The sequence below is a fragment of the Labrys sp. Lb11 genome, assembly GCF_057554225.1.
This window is the reverse complement of the sequence record NZ_BAAJOT010000002.1, coordinates 468372-483848: the sequence shown is the minus strand read 5'-3', so window position 1 is coordinate 483848 and position 15477 is coordinate 468372. Positions and strand designations below refer to the sequence as shown.

Sequence of the window (15477 nt, the reverse complement as noted above, 5' to 3'; positions counted from 1 at the left end):
GCCGCAAGCGACGGCGCGTCGGACATCCGGGATGTAAGGGGAGGGCTCCCGGCGACACGAGCGACCCATCCTCGGGGCCGCCGCGCCTGCCGGGTCACTGCCCCGGCCGTGTCAGGCCGGCGGCCGCGAAGGCCTTGCGGATGGTGGCGGCGATGTCGCCGGCATGGTGCGGGGCGGAGGCGCGGGGCCGAGGCTCCTCGGCGTCGGCTTCCTCGCGGGCGCTTTCGCTGCGCGGCATGCGGTGCCTGGTCAGGCCCCAGGCTTCGGCGATGGCGAAGGTGGAGGAGACGCCGGCCTCCAGGAAGAACGGCCCGGGGTGGCCGCAGATGTCCTCGCCCGTGCCCGACGTGCGCAGGGGCGTGCCGTGGCCGAGGCCGGGAACGGTCAGTTCCTCGACCGCGACGCCTCGGGCCCCGGACCAACTGCGCCGCCTGGCGCCGCGCAACCGGCTTTCGACAGGCCGGTCCTCGTCGATCCCGTGCACGTCGAGCCATTGCTTGACGAGCTCGCCGGCATTGCCGGGGGTGACGACGGTGTCGGCTTCGCCGTGCCATATCGCGATGCGCGGCCAGGGGCCGCGATGGGCGGAGGCGGCGCGCACGCGGTCGCCCCAGTCCTGCGCCGGCCTCGACTGGCCCTGCAGCATCGCTGCGAGCGCATCCTGGACGGTCGTCGCCGTGCCGTAGGGCAGGCCGGCGATGATGGCACCGGCGGCGAAGACCTCGGGATAGGTCGCGAGCATGGCCGCAGTCATGGCGCCTCCGGCCGACAGGCCGGTGATGAAGATGCGGTCGCGGTCGATATCGTGTGCCCGCACCATCGCTTCCACCATCGAGCGGATCGAACGGACTTCGCCCTGGCCGCGCGTCGTGTCGCCGGCGGCGAACCAATTGAAGCAGAGCTTGGGATTGTTGACGGCGCGCTGCTCCGGGAACAGCACGCAGAAGCCGTAGCGATCGGCCAGGGCCGACCAGCCGGCGCCGTGGTCGTAGCCCGCCGCCGTCTGGGTGCAGCCGTGCAGCACCACCACCAGCGCCTTCGGCGCGGCGAGCTTCGGCGGAACATGGGCGAACATGCGCAGATTGCCCGGATCAGGCCCGAACTCGGCGATCTCGACCAGGCGGCCCGAGTGTTTCCTGGCGGGGGCGCTCCCGGGCAGTGCCCGGCGCCATTGGCGCTTGAGCAGGTCGAGATCGGCGAAGGTCTGGTTCAGATTGGCCACGGGACATCTCCCTGGATCGCGGCCGGGGACCGGCCGACAGGTAGGTTCCTACATAATTGCTGCGATGCAGCAATCCAAGGTGCGGTGCATCAAAAAGCGGGATGGCCGGCAGAGGCCGTGTCGCCTAAGACCCTGCCCTGACAAGGCTTTCGACGACGGCGCCATAGTGGCATCCTGCCGCAGCGAGCACGAAGCCGTGCCAGATGGCGGTGTTGAAGCGCAGCCTTTCCCAGATGTGGAAGATGACGCCGACGGAATAGAGGATGCCGCCGATGCAGATCAGCCGGAGCGTCGGGACGGGGAGGGCGGCGGCGACCGCGTTCGCCGCCAGCAGGCCGCTCCAGCCGAGGGCGAGATAGAGGCCGATCGACAGGCGGTCGAGATGGCCGGGAAAGCCGAGCTTGAGCACCATGCCGGCCAGGGCCACCAGCCACACGCCGGCGAGCAGGCCGATCGACACCAGCCGGTCCGGCACCTGCATCAGGAAAGGCGTGTAGGTGCCGGCGATCAGCAGGAAAATGGTCGCGTGGTCGAAACGCCGCAACAACCACTTGGTCCGCGAGATCGGCCAGATGTTGTAGGCGGCCGACACGCCGAAGGCGGCCATCAGGCTGGCGGCATAGACGGTCGCTGCGGCCAGCGAGGCGCCGCCGGCGAACAGGGCGCACAGCACGACCAGGGTCACTCCGGCGGCGAGCGCGAACGTGCTGCCGAGGACATGGACGACCCCGTCCGCGATCAGTTCGGCGCGGCTGAACGACCAGTCCAGCCGCAACGGCTTTCCGTCTTCGTCGATCATGCAGTCTTCCCAGCCGGATGCTCGCAGCCGATTGGGGCTTCTCCGTGACGGGGCTACAGCACCCCGGGATAGGCGCCGCCGTCGATCAGCAGGCTCTGGCCGGTGATGTAGCCGGCCCGGGCCGAGCAGAGGAAGGCGCAGGCCGCGCCGAACTCCTCCGGCGTGCCGATGCGCCGCGCCGGGATCGAGGCTTCCTCCTCCTGCCGCACCGTGGCGATGTCGACGCCGCGGCTGCCGGCTTGGCGCTCCAGGCCGGCCTGCAGCCGGCGGGTGTCGAACGAGCCGGGCAGCAGGAAGTTGATGGTGACGTTGGCGTGGGCGACCGAGCGCGCCACACCCGCCAGGAAGCCGGTCAGGCCGGCGCGGGCCCCGCTGGAGAGATCGAGGCCGGCCAGCGGCATCTTCACCGATCCGGAGGTGATGTTGACGATGCGCCCGAAGCGGCGCTCGACCATGCCGTCGACCACGCGCTGGATGAGCTCGATCGGCGCGACCATGTTGCCGACGACGCCGGCGAGCATGGCCTCGCGGTCGACGGCGCGGAAGTCGCGATAGGGCGGCCCGCCATTGTTGGTGACGAGGATGTCGAGCTGCGGCACGGCGCCGAGGAGGGCGTCCTGGCCCGCGCGGGCGGCGACGTCGGCGATCACCGGGATGATCGTCGCCCCGGTGTCGCGCCGGATGTCGGCGGCGGTCGCCTCCAACGCCGCCGCGTCGCGGCCGTTGATCACGACGGTGCAGCCGGCGCGGGCCAGCTCCGTCGCGCAGGCGCGTCCCAGCCCCCTGCTGGAGGCGCACACCAGCGCCGTGCGCCCTTTCAATCCTAGATCCATGGCACCCTCGCGTTGCGTCAAATGCAAATCCGCCGGCCACTATCGGCGGATGCGGCGCCGGGCTCAACCAGGGACGGCACGGCATGGCCCAAAACGACGAAGCCCCGCCATGGGCGGGGCTTCGGGAGGGACAAGGGGGGATCAGCGGCAGACGCGAACCTGAACGTAGCGGTAGTAGCCGTAATCGTCGTAGACGCGCTGCTTCTTGTAGAAGCAGGTCGGCTGGTAATAGGTGTAGCTCGGGCTGTAGCTGTAGGAGGGCTGATAGCCGTAGCTGTAGCCGCCGCCATAGCCGTAGCCGCCGCCGTAACCGTAGCCGCCGGCCTGGGCGGAGGAGGTGGAGAGGAGGGCCGCGCCGGCGAGGGTGGCGGCGATGAGGGTAGCAGGCACGAACTTGCGGATCATGGGTCTGTTCCTTCGGTTTTGATCGCCGCGCCCTTGCGCTTGATCGATGAAGCCAGCATAGCCGCGCCCCGGTCCGACGCCGTGCGCGTTGACACAGGGCGGCTCGCCGGCTTCGCCCGCTCTCTGCAGGGCTCCGCGACGGAACATTTGCCGCGCCTGCCAGTTGTCCCGCAGAGGCGGCGATGGACGCCGCTTGGCATCCATGCGGAGGAATGCATGAACTGGGACCGCATCGAAGGGAATTGGAAGCAATTCAAGGGGCAGGTTCAAGCTCAGTGGGGAAAGCTTACCGAAAGTGACCTTGATGTCATCGAAGGAAAGCGCATGGAGCTTGCCGGAAAGCTCCAGGAACGCTACGGCATAGCCAAGGATCAGGCCGAGCGCGAGATCGACAACTGGCTGAGCGGAACGAAGCACTGACGGTCCGCGCCCGGCCTCCGGGCCGGGCGCGACCGAGCATTCGACGCGACCAACTCATATCGGAGACTCGGAATGACCCGCAAACTGGACCTCGTCACGGACGATGCGAATGTCGGTGACCTTGCTGCGCAGATCGAAACGCTGCGTTCCGAACTGGCGACCCTCGCCACCTCGGTTTCGGAGCTGGTCACAAAGTCCTCCGCGGTCGGCGCAGGCATCGGCGCGAAAATGGCCGAGAGCGCCGAGAGGACCGCGGCACGGGCGAGCGGCCTGGCCGGGGAACTCGCCGGCCATTCCATGGAAAGCCTCGCCGCGGCTGGCGACAAGGCCAAGGACGCCTCGCTGCAACTGCTCGATGCGGTGGCGGCGGAGGTGCGCAAGAACCCCGGTCGGACCCTGGCGGTCGCGCTCGGTGTCGGCATGATCCTCGGACTGTTGTCGCGGTCCTCGAAATGACGGGGATGGCGGGGGCACATCGATGCGGCCGGTGATGCGGATCCTGGCGGCGATCGGCCGCAGCCTGCCGGTGAAAAGCGTCGCAGCCGCGCTCGCGCTCTATGCGACGGCGGCGCTGCTCGCGCTTCTCGCCTTGCAATTCGCCCTGCTCGCCGCCTTCTTCGCCCTCGCTCCGGCCTGGGGCGAGGTGCAGGCGGCCTCGCTGATCGCCTTGGGCGTGGCGGCGGCAGCGCTGGTCTGCGCCGGCATCGCGGTCTTCAAGATGCGCCAGGCCCGGCGCCGGGCGGCGTTGCTGGCGGCGGCTGCGCCGGTCGCGGCGGCCGGACTTCCGGCTGCGGCCGGCCTCGTCAAGCGGTCACCGGCCCTGCTGGCTCTCTCCATCCTCGCCGCGGGCTTCCTGGCGACGCGCCGATGACCTTCACCAGCGAAGGCCGGGGCGTGGATGGGCGCGGCCGGCGATCCTCGCCCAGAGCCTGACGCGACGGCTTTCGGGAGCAGGCTCTCAGGCCGCGTCGACGATACGGGCCGACTTCTGGTCGAAGAACAGGGCCTGGCTGATCACGGCCTTCAGCGTGTTGGCCTGGAACGGCTTGGTGATCAGGAAGGTCGGTTCCGGCTTGGCGCCGGTGAGCAGGCGCTCGGGATAGGCTGTGATGAAGATCACCGGCACCTCGACATTGCCGAGGATGTCGTTGACGGCGTCGAGGCCGGAACTGCCGTCGGCGAGCTGGATGTCGGCCAGCACCAGGCCGGGCCGGGTCCGCGCCACCGCCTTCACCGCCTCGCCGCGGGTGCGCGCCACGTCGGTGACGTTGTGGCCGAGCCCTTCCACCAGCGCTTCCAGGTCCATGGCGATGATCGGCTCGTCCTCGATGATCAGCACGTCGGTGAGCACCTGCTCGGCGATCTCGCGCGCGGCCCGGTCGATCAGCTCGGCGAAGGCTTCCGGCGTGACGTCCATCACAAGGGCCGCATCGGCGTGGGAAAAGCCTTCGACGCTGGTGAGCAGGAAGGCCTGGCGCGAGCGCGGCGTCAGGTTCTCCAGCTTGGTGTCGGCCTCGAGCCGGATCGGCGGCTGGCCGTTGATCGGCGCGCCGTTCCAGATCGACAGGAACAGTTGGTAGAGCGCCGGCCTGGCGTCGATGTCGGTCCTGAGGGCCAGGCGGTCGGCCACCAGCGTCTCCAGGGCGGCCGCGACATAGGCATCGCCCCCTTCCTGGCTGCCGCTGAGGGCGCGGGCAAAACGGCGGAGATAGGGCAGGTGGGGGCCGATCAGGTCGGTCATCGACATGGTTCTTCTTTCTCCGTGGACGTCCCGGAAGGCGGGATGATCCCGCGCGGCCGCATGTCCCTACCGATGGGTGGAACTCCTTCTCCAACGCAACCTTCAGAAAAAAGTTCCGGACCGTCCGGAACAATCGTCGGACGAGGCCGTTGCGGCTTTCGACGGGATTGGGCACGACATCACATGGGAACTTCCGGTTCCCGGCCGGCGTTGGCAGTCCAGATTGTCGGGATCGTGCAGGATTGCGGGCAACCATCACGTGCGGGCCGCGGATCCGGCAGGGATCGGGCGTGCGGGTGCAAGTCGGACGCAAGGGCCGTTGCGGTAATGTCCGGCGGATGAGGATCCGGCGGGCAAGGTAGCGTTGACTGGAGACAAGAATGGTTGATCAAAACCTGAAGACGCTGCCGAGAGCCGCGCCGACCAGACGGGCTCCGGCCCTTCCCCGGGATGCCCAAGCCAAGATCGGCGAGAAACTGAAGGCGCTCTACGACGACGTCGTCAACCAGCCCGTGCCGGAGCGGTTCAAGGATCTCCTGGCCCAGCTCGACGGCGGAACTGCGGACGCCGGCCAGGCGGCTTCCTCGGAAAGGGTGGTGGAATGAGTCAGTCCCGGAGTTTTCGCGAAGCCCTGCTCGCCGAAATTCCGAACATGAGGGCCTTCGCATTGTCCCTCGCCGGCAAGAGCGACCGGGCGGATGACCTGGTGCAGGAAACGCTGCTGAAAGCCTGGGCCGCGCATGAGAGCTTCATCGACGGCTCGAACATGCGCGCCTGGCTGTTCACCATCCTGCGCAACGCCTATTTTACCGAGCTCAGACGCAAGCGGCGCGAGGTCGAGGATATCGACGGCAAGCACGCCGCCGCCATCGCCGTGGCGGGCGAGCAGTCCGGGCACCTCGACATGGCCGATTTCCAGAACGCGCTGGCGCGCCTGCCGCCGGATCAGCGCGAGGTGCTGACGCTGGTCGGCGCGTCGGGCTTTTCCTACGAGGAAGCCGCCGAGATCTGCGGCGTCGCGGTCGGCACCATCAAGAGCCGTCTCAACCGGGCGCGGGCTCGCCTCGCCGCCCTGCTGGCGATCGGCGAGGTTTCCGAGATCGGGCCGGACCGGGCGACGCTCGCGGCCACGGCGCCGCCGCATACGGGGGCGGGCCTGTAGCGCGGCTTCGGCGCGCTGTCGGCCCGGGGGGCTGGAACGCAGGCGGGGGGTGGTCATGGCGGGAGGGAAAATCCTTCGAGCCGTCCGGCTCCCGGGGCTGTTCAGGGGCGGGCGGTGCTTCGGCGCTCTCCACCCCGCCCGAATCCGCAACTGACGACAGGCCCCAGGGGCACCAGTGCCAGCGTCCCTCCGATCGCGCATCCTCCTGATCATGATCGCCGCGGTCGTGCCCGCGGCGATCGTCGTTTGCATGTTCGCCTATCAGTTCTACGACTCGGCCCGGCGCAGCCAGTTCGGCACGTTGGAGCGCAACGCCGACTTCCTGCTGTCCCGCCTCGACGCGCTGGTGCTCGGCACGACGCGGACCGCCGCGACGCTCGCTTCCTTCAGCCGGTTCGCCGTCGAGGACGAGGTCGGCTGCAAGCGCGACGCGGCCGCCATGCTCGGGCGCTACCGCAGCTATTCGGGGATCGCCGTGCTGAAGGACGGTGCCGTCTGGTGCGAGTTCCGCAAGCCGGGCACCGTCGCGATGGCGGAGGCGATCAGCCATATCGACCTCAAGATGATCCGCGACGACACGCCCATCGTCTCCATGGTGGTGCTGCCGGACGGCCGCCTGTCGCTCGCCGTGGCGGCGACGGGGATCGAGGCGGCGGCGCCCGGCGTCGCGGTGGTGCTGGCCGTCGACAATGCCGGCATCGCCGACGTGCTCGACGATTTCCGCAGCGCCCGCTCCAGCGTCGCCGCGCTCGCCGACCGCAGCGGCCGCATCCTCGTCACCCCTGCGGGCAGGGAAGGGGAGCCGATCTGGCCGGCCGAGCCGCTGACCGGGCAGGAGCAGCCGCACATCGTCTCCAGGCCCTCCGCCGAGGGCCGGGCCTCGATCTACACCGTCGCGAAACTGCCCTCTGCCGAGCTGTGGCTGCTGACCGCCCAGCGCGAAAGCGATGTCCTGGGCGCGCCGCTGCGCCAGTTCTCCGTGACGGCGCTGGCGCCGGTGGTGATGATCCTGGTCGCGGCCTTCGCCATCTGGATCGGCCTGCACGGCAGCGTGCTGCGCTGGGTGTCGGGCCTGCTCAAGGCGACGCGCGCCTATTCGGCCGGCGACCTGACCCGTCGCATCGGTGACGCCGCCACGGCCCCCCGCGAGTTCGCAGAGCTGGCCGGCGCCTTCGATGCCCTGGCCGACGGCATGGCGGAACGCACCCGCGACCTGGAGCAGGCCCTGGCGGCGCGCAACAGCTATATCCGCGAGATCCATCATCGCGTGAAGAACAATCTGCAGGTGATCGGTTCGCTCCTGGCGCTGCAGAAACGGGATCTGGCGGCCGACGACCGTGCCATCCTGCGCTTCCCGGAAGACCGTATCAATGCGCTCTCGGCCGCCTATCGGGCCTCCTATGCCATGTCCGAGGTCGGTCATGTGCCGATCGGCCAGGTGGTGCGCGACGTGTCGCATCGCCTGCAGAGCGGCGCCGAAGGCGGCCAGGCCCAATTCGTCTACGACTTCACCGGCGACGAGCTTGAGATCGACCTCGACACCGCAGTGTCGATCGCCATGCTGCTGGCCGAGATCCTGCCGGCCTATGCCGATGCCGCGGTGCATGGCGGCGCCATCGTGAGCATCGCCCTGGCGGCGACGCCGAAGACGCTCAGGCTCGACATCGCCGGCAGCGAGGAAACGGAGCGCCTCTCCGGACACCTGCCGCACCATCTCTCGCGCCGGTTCGTCCAGGCCTATCTGCGCCAGCTCCATGCCACGCTCGACGAGGCGATCCCGGGCCGCACCCGCATCGAGGCGCCGTTTCCGACGATCGGCGGCGGCAGGATGCCGGGGCTCCACGCCTGACCGCCGGGAACCTTTGGCGCTTCCGCGCGTAATTCCGGCGTGCACACCGCTGCAACGAGCTAGGGGATGGAGGTCTCGATGATGACCCGACCGATGCTTCGACGTTTTGCCGCCTGTTGTGCCGCCGCTGTCGTCGTCGCCGGCGCCGCCGTGGCGGATCACGGCGCCCGGCAGCCCGAAGCAGCCCGTCAGGCCGCACGGAGCAACGACATGGTGATGGCCGCGATCATGCGCGAGGCCCGCAACGGCAATCTGGTGGTATCGCGCGAGGTCGACGGGCGCATCGTGATCGACGCGGTGGCGCCGACGGGCGAGCCGGCCTCGCCGGCGCTGCGGGTCGCGGCGCTGCGCTGACGCCGGCCGGACCGGGTGGGCGGCTGCAGCACCGGGGGCCCGCTTGCCGGGCGGCTCCCGCCGGATCGGCGAAGGTCCCCGCCGGTCGTCGGCTGTGGAGGTGCGGGTCAGGTTCGGAGAGGACGCCCATGAACATCTTCTTTGCCATCGACTACCAGAGCCGGGCCGAGGCGGAGCGCGGCCTGGCGGAGGCGCGCCGCCTGCAGCGGGCCGGCCGGGAGCGGAGCACCGGCCTGACCATCCTCGACGCCGCGCCGGCGCAGGCCGACGACCATGAAGGGCCGGACGGGGAGCGGGCGAGCATCCTGGTGCTGGCCGCCGACACGGGCGAGGAGGCAGCGATCATCGCCGCCCTCGGCGCGCTCGGCGGCACCATCCGCCATGCCGCGATCGCGCCCTATGCCGGCTCGCATATCCGCGAGGGCGCCGGAGGGCGCCCGGCCCGCGCCGAGCCAGAGGTGGCCGACGCCGTGGCCTCGCTCGACCGAGGCTGAGCCGGAGACCGGCGTGAAGCGCCTGATCGTGACCCATCGGACGACCTACCGCTACGCCGAGGCGGTGGCGTTCGGGCCGCATCGCTTGATGCTGCGGCCGCGCGACAGCCACGAGATGAAGCTGACCAGCGCGACCCTGACCACGTCGCTGCCGGCGGAACTGGGTTGGACCTACGACGTGTTCGGCAACGTGGTCTGCACCGCGCGGTTCGAGGGGGCCGCCGACGAATTGTCGATCGAGAGCCGGCTGGAACTCGAGCGCTACCCCTCGGCCGGGCCCGAGTTCGTCACCGGCGCGGACGTGCCCTACCCCGTGCCCTATTCGCTCGACGAACGGGCCGACCTCGGCGCCTGCCTCGGCGGGGCGGGGGAGCCGTTCCCGCCCGACCTCGAGGCCTGGGCGAGCGCGGCGCCGGCCCGCCATCCCGGCGGCGCCATGGCGTTGCTGGAGGGGCTGTGCCGTGACATCCATGCCGGCTTCGCCTACGAGCCGCGCTACGAGGAGACCATGCGCGGCGCCGCCGAGACCTTCCGCCTGCGCCGTGGCGCCTGCCGCGACTTCGCCGCCCTCTTCATCGCCGTGGCCCGGCGGCTGGGATTCGGCGCCCGGTTCGTCTCCGGCTACCTGTTCGACCCGCCGGCGCCGGGCGGCGCCGGCCTGCAGGGCGCCGGAGCGACCCATGCCTGGGCGGACGTGTTCCTGCCGGGAGCCGGCTGGATCGAGTTCGACCCGACCAACGGGCTGATCGCCTCGGATCGCCTGATCCGCGTCGCCACGACCCGGGAACAACACCAGGCCAGCCCGATCGAAGGCTCGTTCGTCGGCACGCCCGGCGCCTTCGTCGGCCTGTGGGTCGGCGTGACGGTGGCGAGCGCCGGGCCGGCGCCGTCCGCCGCCTCGGCGGCATGAGGGTCAGGCTCCGGCCGGCGGCAGCTCGACGGTGAACAGCGTGCCGCCGCCGGTGCGGGCCGTGCAGGCCACCCGGCCGCCATGCCGCAGCGCGATCTGGCGCACCAGCGACAGCCCGAGGCCCCAGCCGCCGGCCGACTCGCTGCGCCCCGCCGGCCGGTAGAACGGCTCGAACACCCGCTCGCGCTCGCCCTCGGGAATGCCGGGCCCCTGATCGGCGACGCTGATGCGGGCACCGCCTCCGGCCGGCTCGACGATGATCTGGATCGGCGCACCGCCATGCTTGGCGGCGTTCTCCAGGAGGTTGCGGATCATGCGGCGCAGCAGGGTGGCGTCGCCGGTGATTTCCACCGGCGTGCCGAAGGCGGCGGCATCCACGTGGGCGGCCTCCTCGGCAGCGAGGCCGAGCAGGTCGATGGACGTGGCCGGGCCGGGCGGCACCCCGGGATGGTCCAGGCGGCTCGCCAGCAGGATCTCCTCGACCAGCTGGTCGATCTCGGCGAGGTTGCGGGTGATCTCCTCGCGCACGGACGGGACGGGGTGATCGGAGAACATCTCCACCGCCATGCGCATGCGCGCCAGCGGCGAGCGCAGCTCGTGGCTGGCATTGGCGAGCAGTCCCTTCTGGGCGGCGATCAGGCCTTCCACCCGCGCCGCCGCGGCGTTGAAGGTGCGCGCCACCACCGCCACCTCGTCGCTGCCGGTTTCGGGAACGCGCGTCGACAGGCGGCCGTCGCCCCAGGCGGCGGCGCCGGCCCGCAAAGCCTCGAGCCGCCGCGTCAGCCGGGCCGTGACCGGGAAGGCCGCCAGCCCGACGCCGCCGGCCACGATCGCCATCAGCGTCAGGATGCGCAGGCCGCGCTTGTGCGGTGGCCGCATGCGCGCCATCACCGTGCGGCCGTCGGGCAGGTCGACCCGCATGATGCGGTACTGCCAGCGGCCGCGCTGCTCGTCGTCCTCGCCGGGCAGCATCACCGGCTCGCCGCGCGATCCCGCCAGCTTGCCGGCCTTGTCGTAGATCGAGACGTCGGCGTCGACGGCCCTGCTGAGCTTTTCCAGGGCCTCGGCCAGCGCGCCGGGCGGTGCGTCGGCCCCGGGCAGGAGCATGTCGGTGAGCTGGATGCGAAAATCGCCGCGGCGCTCGTTGATGCTGTCGCCGGTCAGCCACCACAGCCAGCCCATCAGCATGGCGACGCTGACGAGGCTGGCCAGCAGCGTCAGGTAAACCTTCCAGAACAGGCGCTGGTGGACGAGCATCATGGCTCGCGGCTCTCCCCGGTGTTCTCCGTGCTCATTCGCCGTCCTGGCGCCGGGCGAAGACATAGCCGGCGCCGCGCACCGTCAGGATGCGGCGGGGATGCTTGGGGTCGTCCTCGATCGCGGCGCGGATGCGCGAGATATGCACGTCGATCGACCGGTCGAAGGCGTCAAGCTCCTCGCCCTTGACCAGGTCCATCAGCCGCTCGCGGTTCAGCACGCGGCCGGCATTGTCGGCAAGCGCCGCCAGGAGGTCGAACTGGTGGCTGGTCAGGGACCTCTCCTCGCCGTCGACGCGCACCTGGCGCGAGCCGCGGTCGATCTCGAGGCGGCCGAAGCGCATCGTGCCGGCCTCGTCCTGGGGCGCGGCGGTGCCGCGGCGGCGCAGGATGGCGCGCAGGCGCGCCAGCAGCTCGCGTGGATTGAATGGCTTGGGCAGGTAGTCGTCGGCGCCGATCTCGAGCCCGACGATGCGGTCGGTGTCGTCGCCGCGCGCGGTCAGCATCAGCACCGGCACGTCGGACTTGGCGCGCAGCAGGCGGCAGACCTCGAAACCGTCGATGTCGGGCAGCATCACGTCGAGGATGACGGCGTCGAAGGCGCCGCGGTCGATCGCCGCAATGCCCTCGGCGCCGGTCAGGCGGCGGTCGACCGTGAAGCCGGCCGCCGCCAGATAGTCGGACACCATGGCGGCGAGCCGCGCGTCGTCATCGACGATCAGAAGCCGTTCAACCATGGTGCCCCCGTCATGCCTGCAACTGCGATCCTCAGTTCTCGTCCGGCGCGTCGGGGCCGGGGCCGCTGTCGGGCCGCATGTCGTGGCCGCGGCGCTCGCTCCACGATCCGCGGTGTCCGCCCCACGGACCGCGCGGCTTCCACTGCTCGATCCGGTCGGCGAGCTTGACGCGCTGGTCCGGCGTCAGCACGTCCGCGGCATCCAGCACCGCGCCGACGAGAACCTTCGAGCGGGCGTCGAAGGCCGCGACCTGGTCTGCGCGCAGCTTCTCCACGGCGGCCCGGTCGATGGTCGGCGCCTTCAGCAGCTCCAGCGCCTGCTTGCGCATGGCCATGCGGCTCTCGCGATCGGGGGCGACCTGGTCGAAGCTGCGGGCGACGATGTCGTGGATCTTGGTTTCCTGGTCGGACGTGGCGCCAACCGAGTCGAGCGCCCGCAGCACGATGGCCTGGATACGTTCGAGGCGCGGGCCGCCGTGCCAGCCGCCCATCTGGCTGGACGCGGCGGCGGCAAGGCCGCCGGCGCCCAGCGCCACGCCAAGGACCAGCGCGCCGCCGACGAGGGCGGTGCGCCCCAGGCCGAGGCGTCGTGTCCTGGCGGGAATGGCGGGGGCGGGGGAGGTCTGGGATTGGTTCATCTCGGTCATGGTGGTCTCCTGCATCGGCGGCGCCGCAGCGCTGCGTTGAAGGGAGACTAGGATGACGAGGTTTCGGGAAATCCGGGCGAATGTAAAGAAAGATGAAGCGCTTCACCTGGCCTCGCCGCCGCCCCGCCGTGCCGCTGCGGCGACGGCCGGCCTTCGCCGGAACGGCGGAGAAGCCGGAGCGGTGTTCCGGCCGCAAGGCCCCGAGGCGAAGTATCGCGGGAGGAAAAACCGGGCGGACAGCTTTTGTTCCTCAATTGTTTTCTGTATGCAGTGTCTGCATGAACTCTCGCTGGGGAGCCCCGGATCGTTCCGCCACCGACCGGTGCCTTCGCCCGGCGGCGGCGTTGCGCCGGACGGCGGTGCGGAGCCGCCGATGATGGCGAGGAAGTGATGGACGACAAGGAACGAGTTTTGTCGGCAAGACGGCAGACGGCCGAGGAGCGGGACAGGGAACGCGGCTACGCCATCAGCTACAAGCAGCTTGGCCTGGCCTTCATGGCCGAGGGCTTCGTGATCGCCGCGAGCCTGTACGGCGCCTATCTCTTCGCCCTGCAGTACGGTCACAACGACATCGAGATCAGGATGATGATGCTGGCCCCGATCGGCTATGCCATCATCGAACTCGCCCGCGTGCCGCTCGCCCTGGCGGTGCGGACCCAGCCCAACGTGATCTGGAAGGTCGTGGCGCTGATCGGCGTGCTGTGCGCCGCCGGCGTGACCGTCAAGTCCATGTCCCAGCTCGGCGAGATCATGTTCCGCCCGCGCCTGATCGACGTGGTGCAGGCCAAGCAGGGCCTGGTCGCCGCCCGGAACGATCAGGAGTCGCTGGGAGCGAAGATCGCCGCCGCCCAGAAGATCGTCGACCAGAACCAGGCCCAGCTCAGCGAGGCGGAGGCGCGGGTCAAGACCGTCAACGAGCAGATCGGCCAGCTCCCGCCGCCGACATGCTCGCCGTTCCAGCGGACCGACAAGCACGGCCGCACGGTCAAGAGCCAGATCTGCTCCAAGGACCAGCGCGCGCCGGTCCTGGCGGCGAGCCTGGAGAAGGCGCAGGCCGACCGCGACGCCGCCGCCAAGGCGCTCGACGACGCGCGGGCCGGGCGCGGCGCCCTCGATCCGGAGGCGACGGACAAGGCCGTCACTGCGGCGGAGCTGGCGCACCGCAAGGCGGTGATGAACTCCCAGCTCCATTCCTTCACCGCCATGGCCTTCGGCGTCGACCCGACCGACATCACCGACGGCCAGATCCACACCTTCCTGCGCCTGTTCGTGTTCCTGCCGGCGATCTTCGTGTCGCTGGCGGCGACGCTGCTGGCCATGACCGCCGTGCGGCGGATCAAGACCCTCGGCACCGTGACCATTCCCGACGGCGCCATGGAAAGCCTGATCGGCCCCTTCGCCAACGAGGTCATGGCCCGCGCCGCCGCGGCCTCGGAGCAGCGGGTGGTGCAGATGATGGAAGCGGCCGCCAAGCTGCCGCCGCCCGCTGCGATGATCGAGGCGATCGCCGCCAAGGTGGCGGCGGCGGGCGAGCCGGAGCAGTCCAAGCCCGACGCGCCGGCTGCGACGGCCGAGCCGGAGCCGCAGGATCCGGTCGCCGCCGCGGCTGAAGCGCCCGCCTCCGCCACGGCGGCGGAACCCGCCGAAGCTGCGGCGCCGGCCGGCGCCGCCGACACGGCGGAGGCTCCCGCCGCCGCCGCGGTCGAGCCTGCTGCCGAGGCTCCTGCGGAAGCCGCGGCGGACCCGGCCGACGACGGCAAGCCGGACGAGGCGGACATCCGGCCGCCCGGCAACGCCCATGCCGATGCGGTGATCATCCCGCTCCCGCCGCATGTGCATCCGCTCGCCGGGCACGAGGGCGAACCGGCCCAGGCGAAGACGCGCAGGATGGCTGGAGACGCGTGATGGAAGTCCCCGCAACGCCCGAGAACCGTGCCCTGGCATCGGCGATCCAGGGCCGGCTCAAGGCCGACTCCCGTCAGATCACCGCCAATGCGACCTTCTGGAGGGCGCTCGGCGTCGGCGGCGGCCTCTGCCTCGCCGGCATCGGCATCGGGGCCGCCCTGTTCGGCTATTCCTATGTCACCGACGGCACCACCTCGGCCGACCGCATCGCCGAGGCGATCACCCGGGCCCTGCGCGACACCACCTTCAAGGCCACCGGTGAGGTCGCGCTGGACACCCGGGGCGCCAGCATCCGCATGGAGGACGGCAAGGTGACGCTCGACCAGCCGGCCATGGTCCAGCTCGATCCCGGCGCGACGGTCAGGGTGGAAGGCGGCAAGCCCGTCGACGTGCCCAGGCCGGTGTCGGAGCAGCTGACGCCGCCGAAGGCATCGCGCGGCCCGGACGTCGCGACGACCTTCACGATCTTCAAGACGGTGAAGTTCGGCACCGGGGTCGTCGTCACCGGCTGGGTGTTCTCGTCGAGCGACCAGCCGGCACCGTCGACGCAGTTCTGCTACTTCGGCGAGGACGCGGGCACGGACGGGACCTCGCTGCGCTTCGACCTCGCGCAGAACGGCATCCTGACCACGGCCTCGGCGCCGGCTGCGCTCGGCGCCTTCGATATCAGGCTCGCCGGCCGGCAATGCGTGTGGTTCGACGGTGGAGCGACGCGGACGGCGCTGTGACGGGGCCGGCGCCCGG

At 70.7% G+C, this 15477-nt stretch carries 19 protein-coding genes; 11 read left to right on the top strand and 8 right to left on the bottom strand.

Annotation, left to right across the window (positions count from 1 at the left end):
• Window positions 1-94 precede the first annotated feature (94 nt).
• From AC27L4_RS07430 to AC27L4_RS07415, 4 genes are all read right to left on the bottom strand, one after another.
• Window positions 95-1222 (bottom strand): extracellular catalytic domain type 1 short-chain-length polyhydroxyalkanoate depolymerase, encoded by a 1128-nt coding sequence (locus AC27L4_RS07430; protein WP_487141450.1) that lies wholly within the window; start codon window positions 1220-1222, stop codon window positions 95-97.
• A gap of 124 nt (window positions 1223-1346) precedes the next feature.
• A complete protein-coding gene (gene trhA / locus AC27L4_RS07425; RefSeq protein ID WP_487141449.1) occupies window positions 1347-2021 on the bottom strand; it encodes a PAQR family membrane homeostasis protein TrhA in 675 nt (224 codons plus the stop codon).
• Between the two features lie 53 nt (window positions 2022-2074).
• The gene (locus AC27L4_RS07420) at window positions 2075-2854 is read right to left on the bottom strand and encodes an SDR family oxidoreductase (RefSeq protein WP_487141448.1); all 780 of its coding nucleotides are present in this window, start codon (window positions 2852-2854) and stop codon (window positions 2075-2077) included.
• A 141-nt stretch (window positions 2855-2995) separates the two neighbouring features.
• Entirely contained in the window at window positions 2996-3259 is a 264-nt protein-coding gene (locus tag AC27L4_RS07415; RefSeq protein WP_487141447.1) for a hypothetical protein, read from the bottom strand.
• Window positions 3260-3475: 216 nt separating this feature from the next.
• On the opposite strand from AC27L4_RS07415, the gene AC27L4_RS07410 reads away from it, so the two are divergent.
• From AC27L4_RS07410 to AC27L4_RS07400, 3 genes are all read left to right on the top strand, one after another.
• Window positions 3476-3679 (top strand): CsbD family protein, encoded by a 204-nt coding sequence (locus AC27L4_RS07410; protein ID WP_487141446.1) that lies wholly within the window; start codon window positions 3476-3478, stop codon window positions 3677-3679.
• Between the two features lie 72 nt (window positions 3680-3751).
• Complete coding sequence (locus tag AC27L4_RS07405) at window positions 3752-4135, top strand: hypothetical protein (RefSeq protein WP_487141445.1); 384 nt, start codon at window positions 3752-3754, stop codon at window positions 4133-4135.
• A 31-nt stretch (window positions 4136-4166) separates the two neighbouring features.
• On the top strand, window positions 4167-4550 hold the full coding sequence (locus AC27L4_RS07400; protein WP_487141444.1) for a hypothetical protein: 384 nt from the start codon (window positions 4167-4169) through the stop codon (window positions 4548-4550).
• An 87-nt stretch (window positions 4551-4637) separates the two neighbouring features.
• Here AC27L4_RS07400 and AC27L4_RS07395 read toward each other — a convergent pair whose 3' ends face one another.
• Complete coding sequence (locus tag AC27L4_RS07395) at window positions 4638-5426, bottom strand: response regulator (protein ID WP_487141443.1); 789 nt, start codon at window positions 5424-5426, stop codon at window positions 4638-4640.
• Between the two features lie 374 nt (window positions 5427-5800).
• Between AC27L4_RS07395 and AC27L4_RS07390 the strand changes: the two genes are divergently transcribed.
• The 6 genes from AC27L4_RS07390 (at window position 5801) to AC27L4_RS07365 (ending at window position 10189) form a co-directional block, all read left to right on the top strand.
• Window positions 5801-6025 (top strand): NepR family anti-sigma factor, encoded by a 225-nt coding sequence (locus AC27L4_RS07390; RefSeq protein WP_487141442.1) that lies wholly within the window; start codon window positions 5801-5803, stop codon window positions 6023-6025.
• Complete coding sequence (locus AC27L4_RS07385; protein ID WP_487141441.1) at window positions 6022-6582, top strand: sigma-70 family RNA polymerase sigma factor; 561 nt, start codon at window positions 6022-6024, stop codon at window positions 6580-6582. The genes AC27L4_RS07390 and AC27L4_RS07385 overlap by 4 nt, the downstream gene beginning before the upstream one ends.
• Before the next feature lie 175 nt (window positions 6583-6757).
• Complete coding sequence (locus AC27L4_RS07380; RefSeq protein WP_487141440.1) at window positions 6758-8431, top strand: sensor histidine kinase; 1674 nt, start codon at window positions 6758-6760, stop codon at window positions 8429-8431.
• 78 nt (window positions 8432-8509) lie between these two features.
• Complete coding sequence (locus AC27L4_RS07375) at window positions 8510-8785, top strand: hypothetical protein (protein ID WP_487141439.1); 276 nt, start codon at window positions 8510-8512, stop codon at window positions 8783-8785.
• A 128-nt stretch (window positions 8786-8913) separates the two neighbouring features.
• Complete coding sequence (locus tag AC27L4_RS07370) at window positions 8914-9279, top strand: hypothetical protein (protein WP_487141438.1); 366 nt, start codon at window positions 8914-8916, stop codon at window positions 9277-9279.
• A 13-nt stretch (window positions 9280-9292) separates the two neighbouring features.
• On the top strand, window positions 9293-10189 hold the full coding sequence (locus AC27L4_RS07365; protein WP_487141437.1) for a transglutaminase family protein: 897 nt from the start codon (window positions 9293-9295) through the stop codon (window positions 10187-10189).
• Between the two features lie 3 nt (window positions 10190-10192).
• Here AC27L4_RS07365 and AC27L4_RS07360 read toward each other — a convergent pair whose 3' ends face one another.
• The 3 genes from AC27L4_RS07360 to AC27L4_RS07350 are packed head-to-tail and all read right to left on the bottom strand — an operon-like array spanning window position 10193 to window position 12828.
• A complete protein-coding gene (locus AC27L4_RS07360) occupies window positions 10193-11449 on the bottom strand; it encodes a sensor histidine kinase (RefSeq protein WP_487141436.1) in 1257 nt (418 codons plus the stop codon).
• A 31-nt stretch (window positions 11450-11480) separates the two neighbouring features.
• The gene (locus AC27L4_RS07355) at window positions 11481-12182 is read right to left on the bottom strand and encodes a response regulator (protein WP_487141435.1); all 702 of its coding nucleotides are present in this window, start codon (window positions 12180-12182) and stop codon (window positions 11481-11483) included.
• Between the two features lie 31 nt (window positions 12183-12213).
• Window positions 12214-12828, bottom strand: coding sequence for a Spy/CpxP family protein refolding chaperone (locus AC27L4_RS07350; RefSeq protein ID WP_487141434.1), 615 nt, complete (start codon window positions 12826-12828; stop codon window positions 12214-12216).
• 411 nt (window positions 12829-13239) lie between these two features.
• On the opposite strand from AC27L4_RS07350, the gene AC27L4_RS07345 reads away from it, so the two are divergent.
• Together AC27L4_RS07345 and AC27L4_RS07340 are read left to right on the top strand one after the other, a co-directional pair.
• Window positions 13240-14733, top strand: a complete 1494-nt coding sequence (locus AC27L4_RS07345) for an ATPase (RefSeq protein ID WP_487141433.1) — start codon at window positions 13240-13242, stop codon at window positions 14731-14733.
• The gene (locus tag AC27L4_RS07340) at window positions 14733-15461 is read left to right on the top strand and encodes a hypothetical protein (RefSeq protein WP_487141432.1); all 729 of its coding nucleotides are present in this window, start codon (window positions 14733-14735) and stop codon (window positions 15459-15461) included. The genes AC27L4_RS07345 and AC27L4_RS07340 overlap by 1 nt, the downstream gene beginning before the upstream one ends.
• The last annotated feature ends 16 nt before the right edge of the window (window positions 15462-15477 follow it).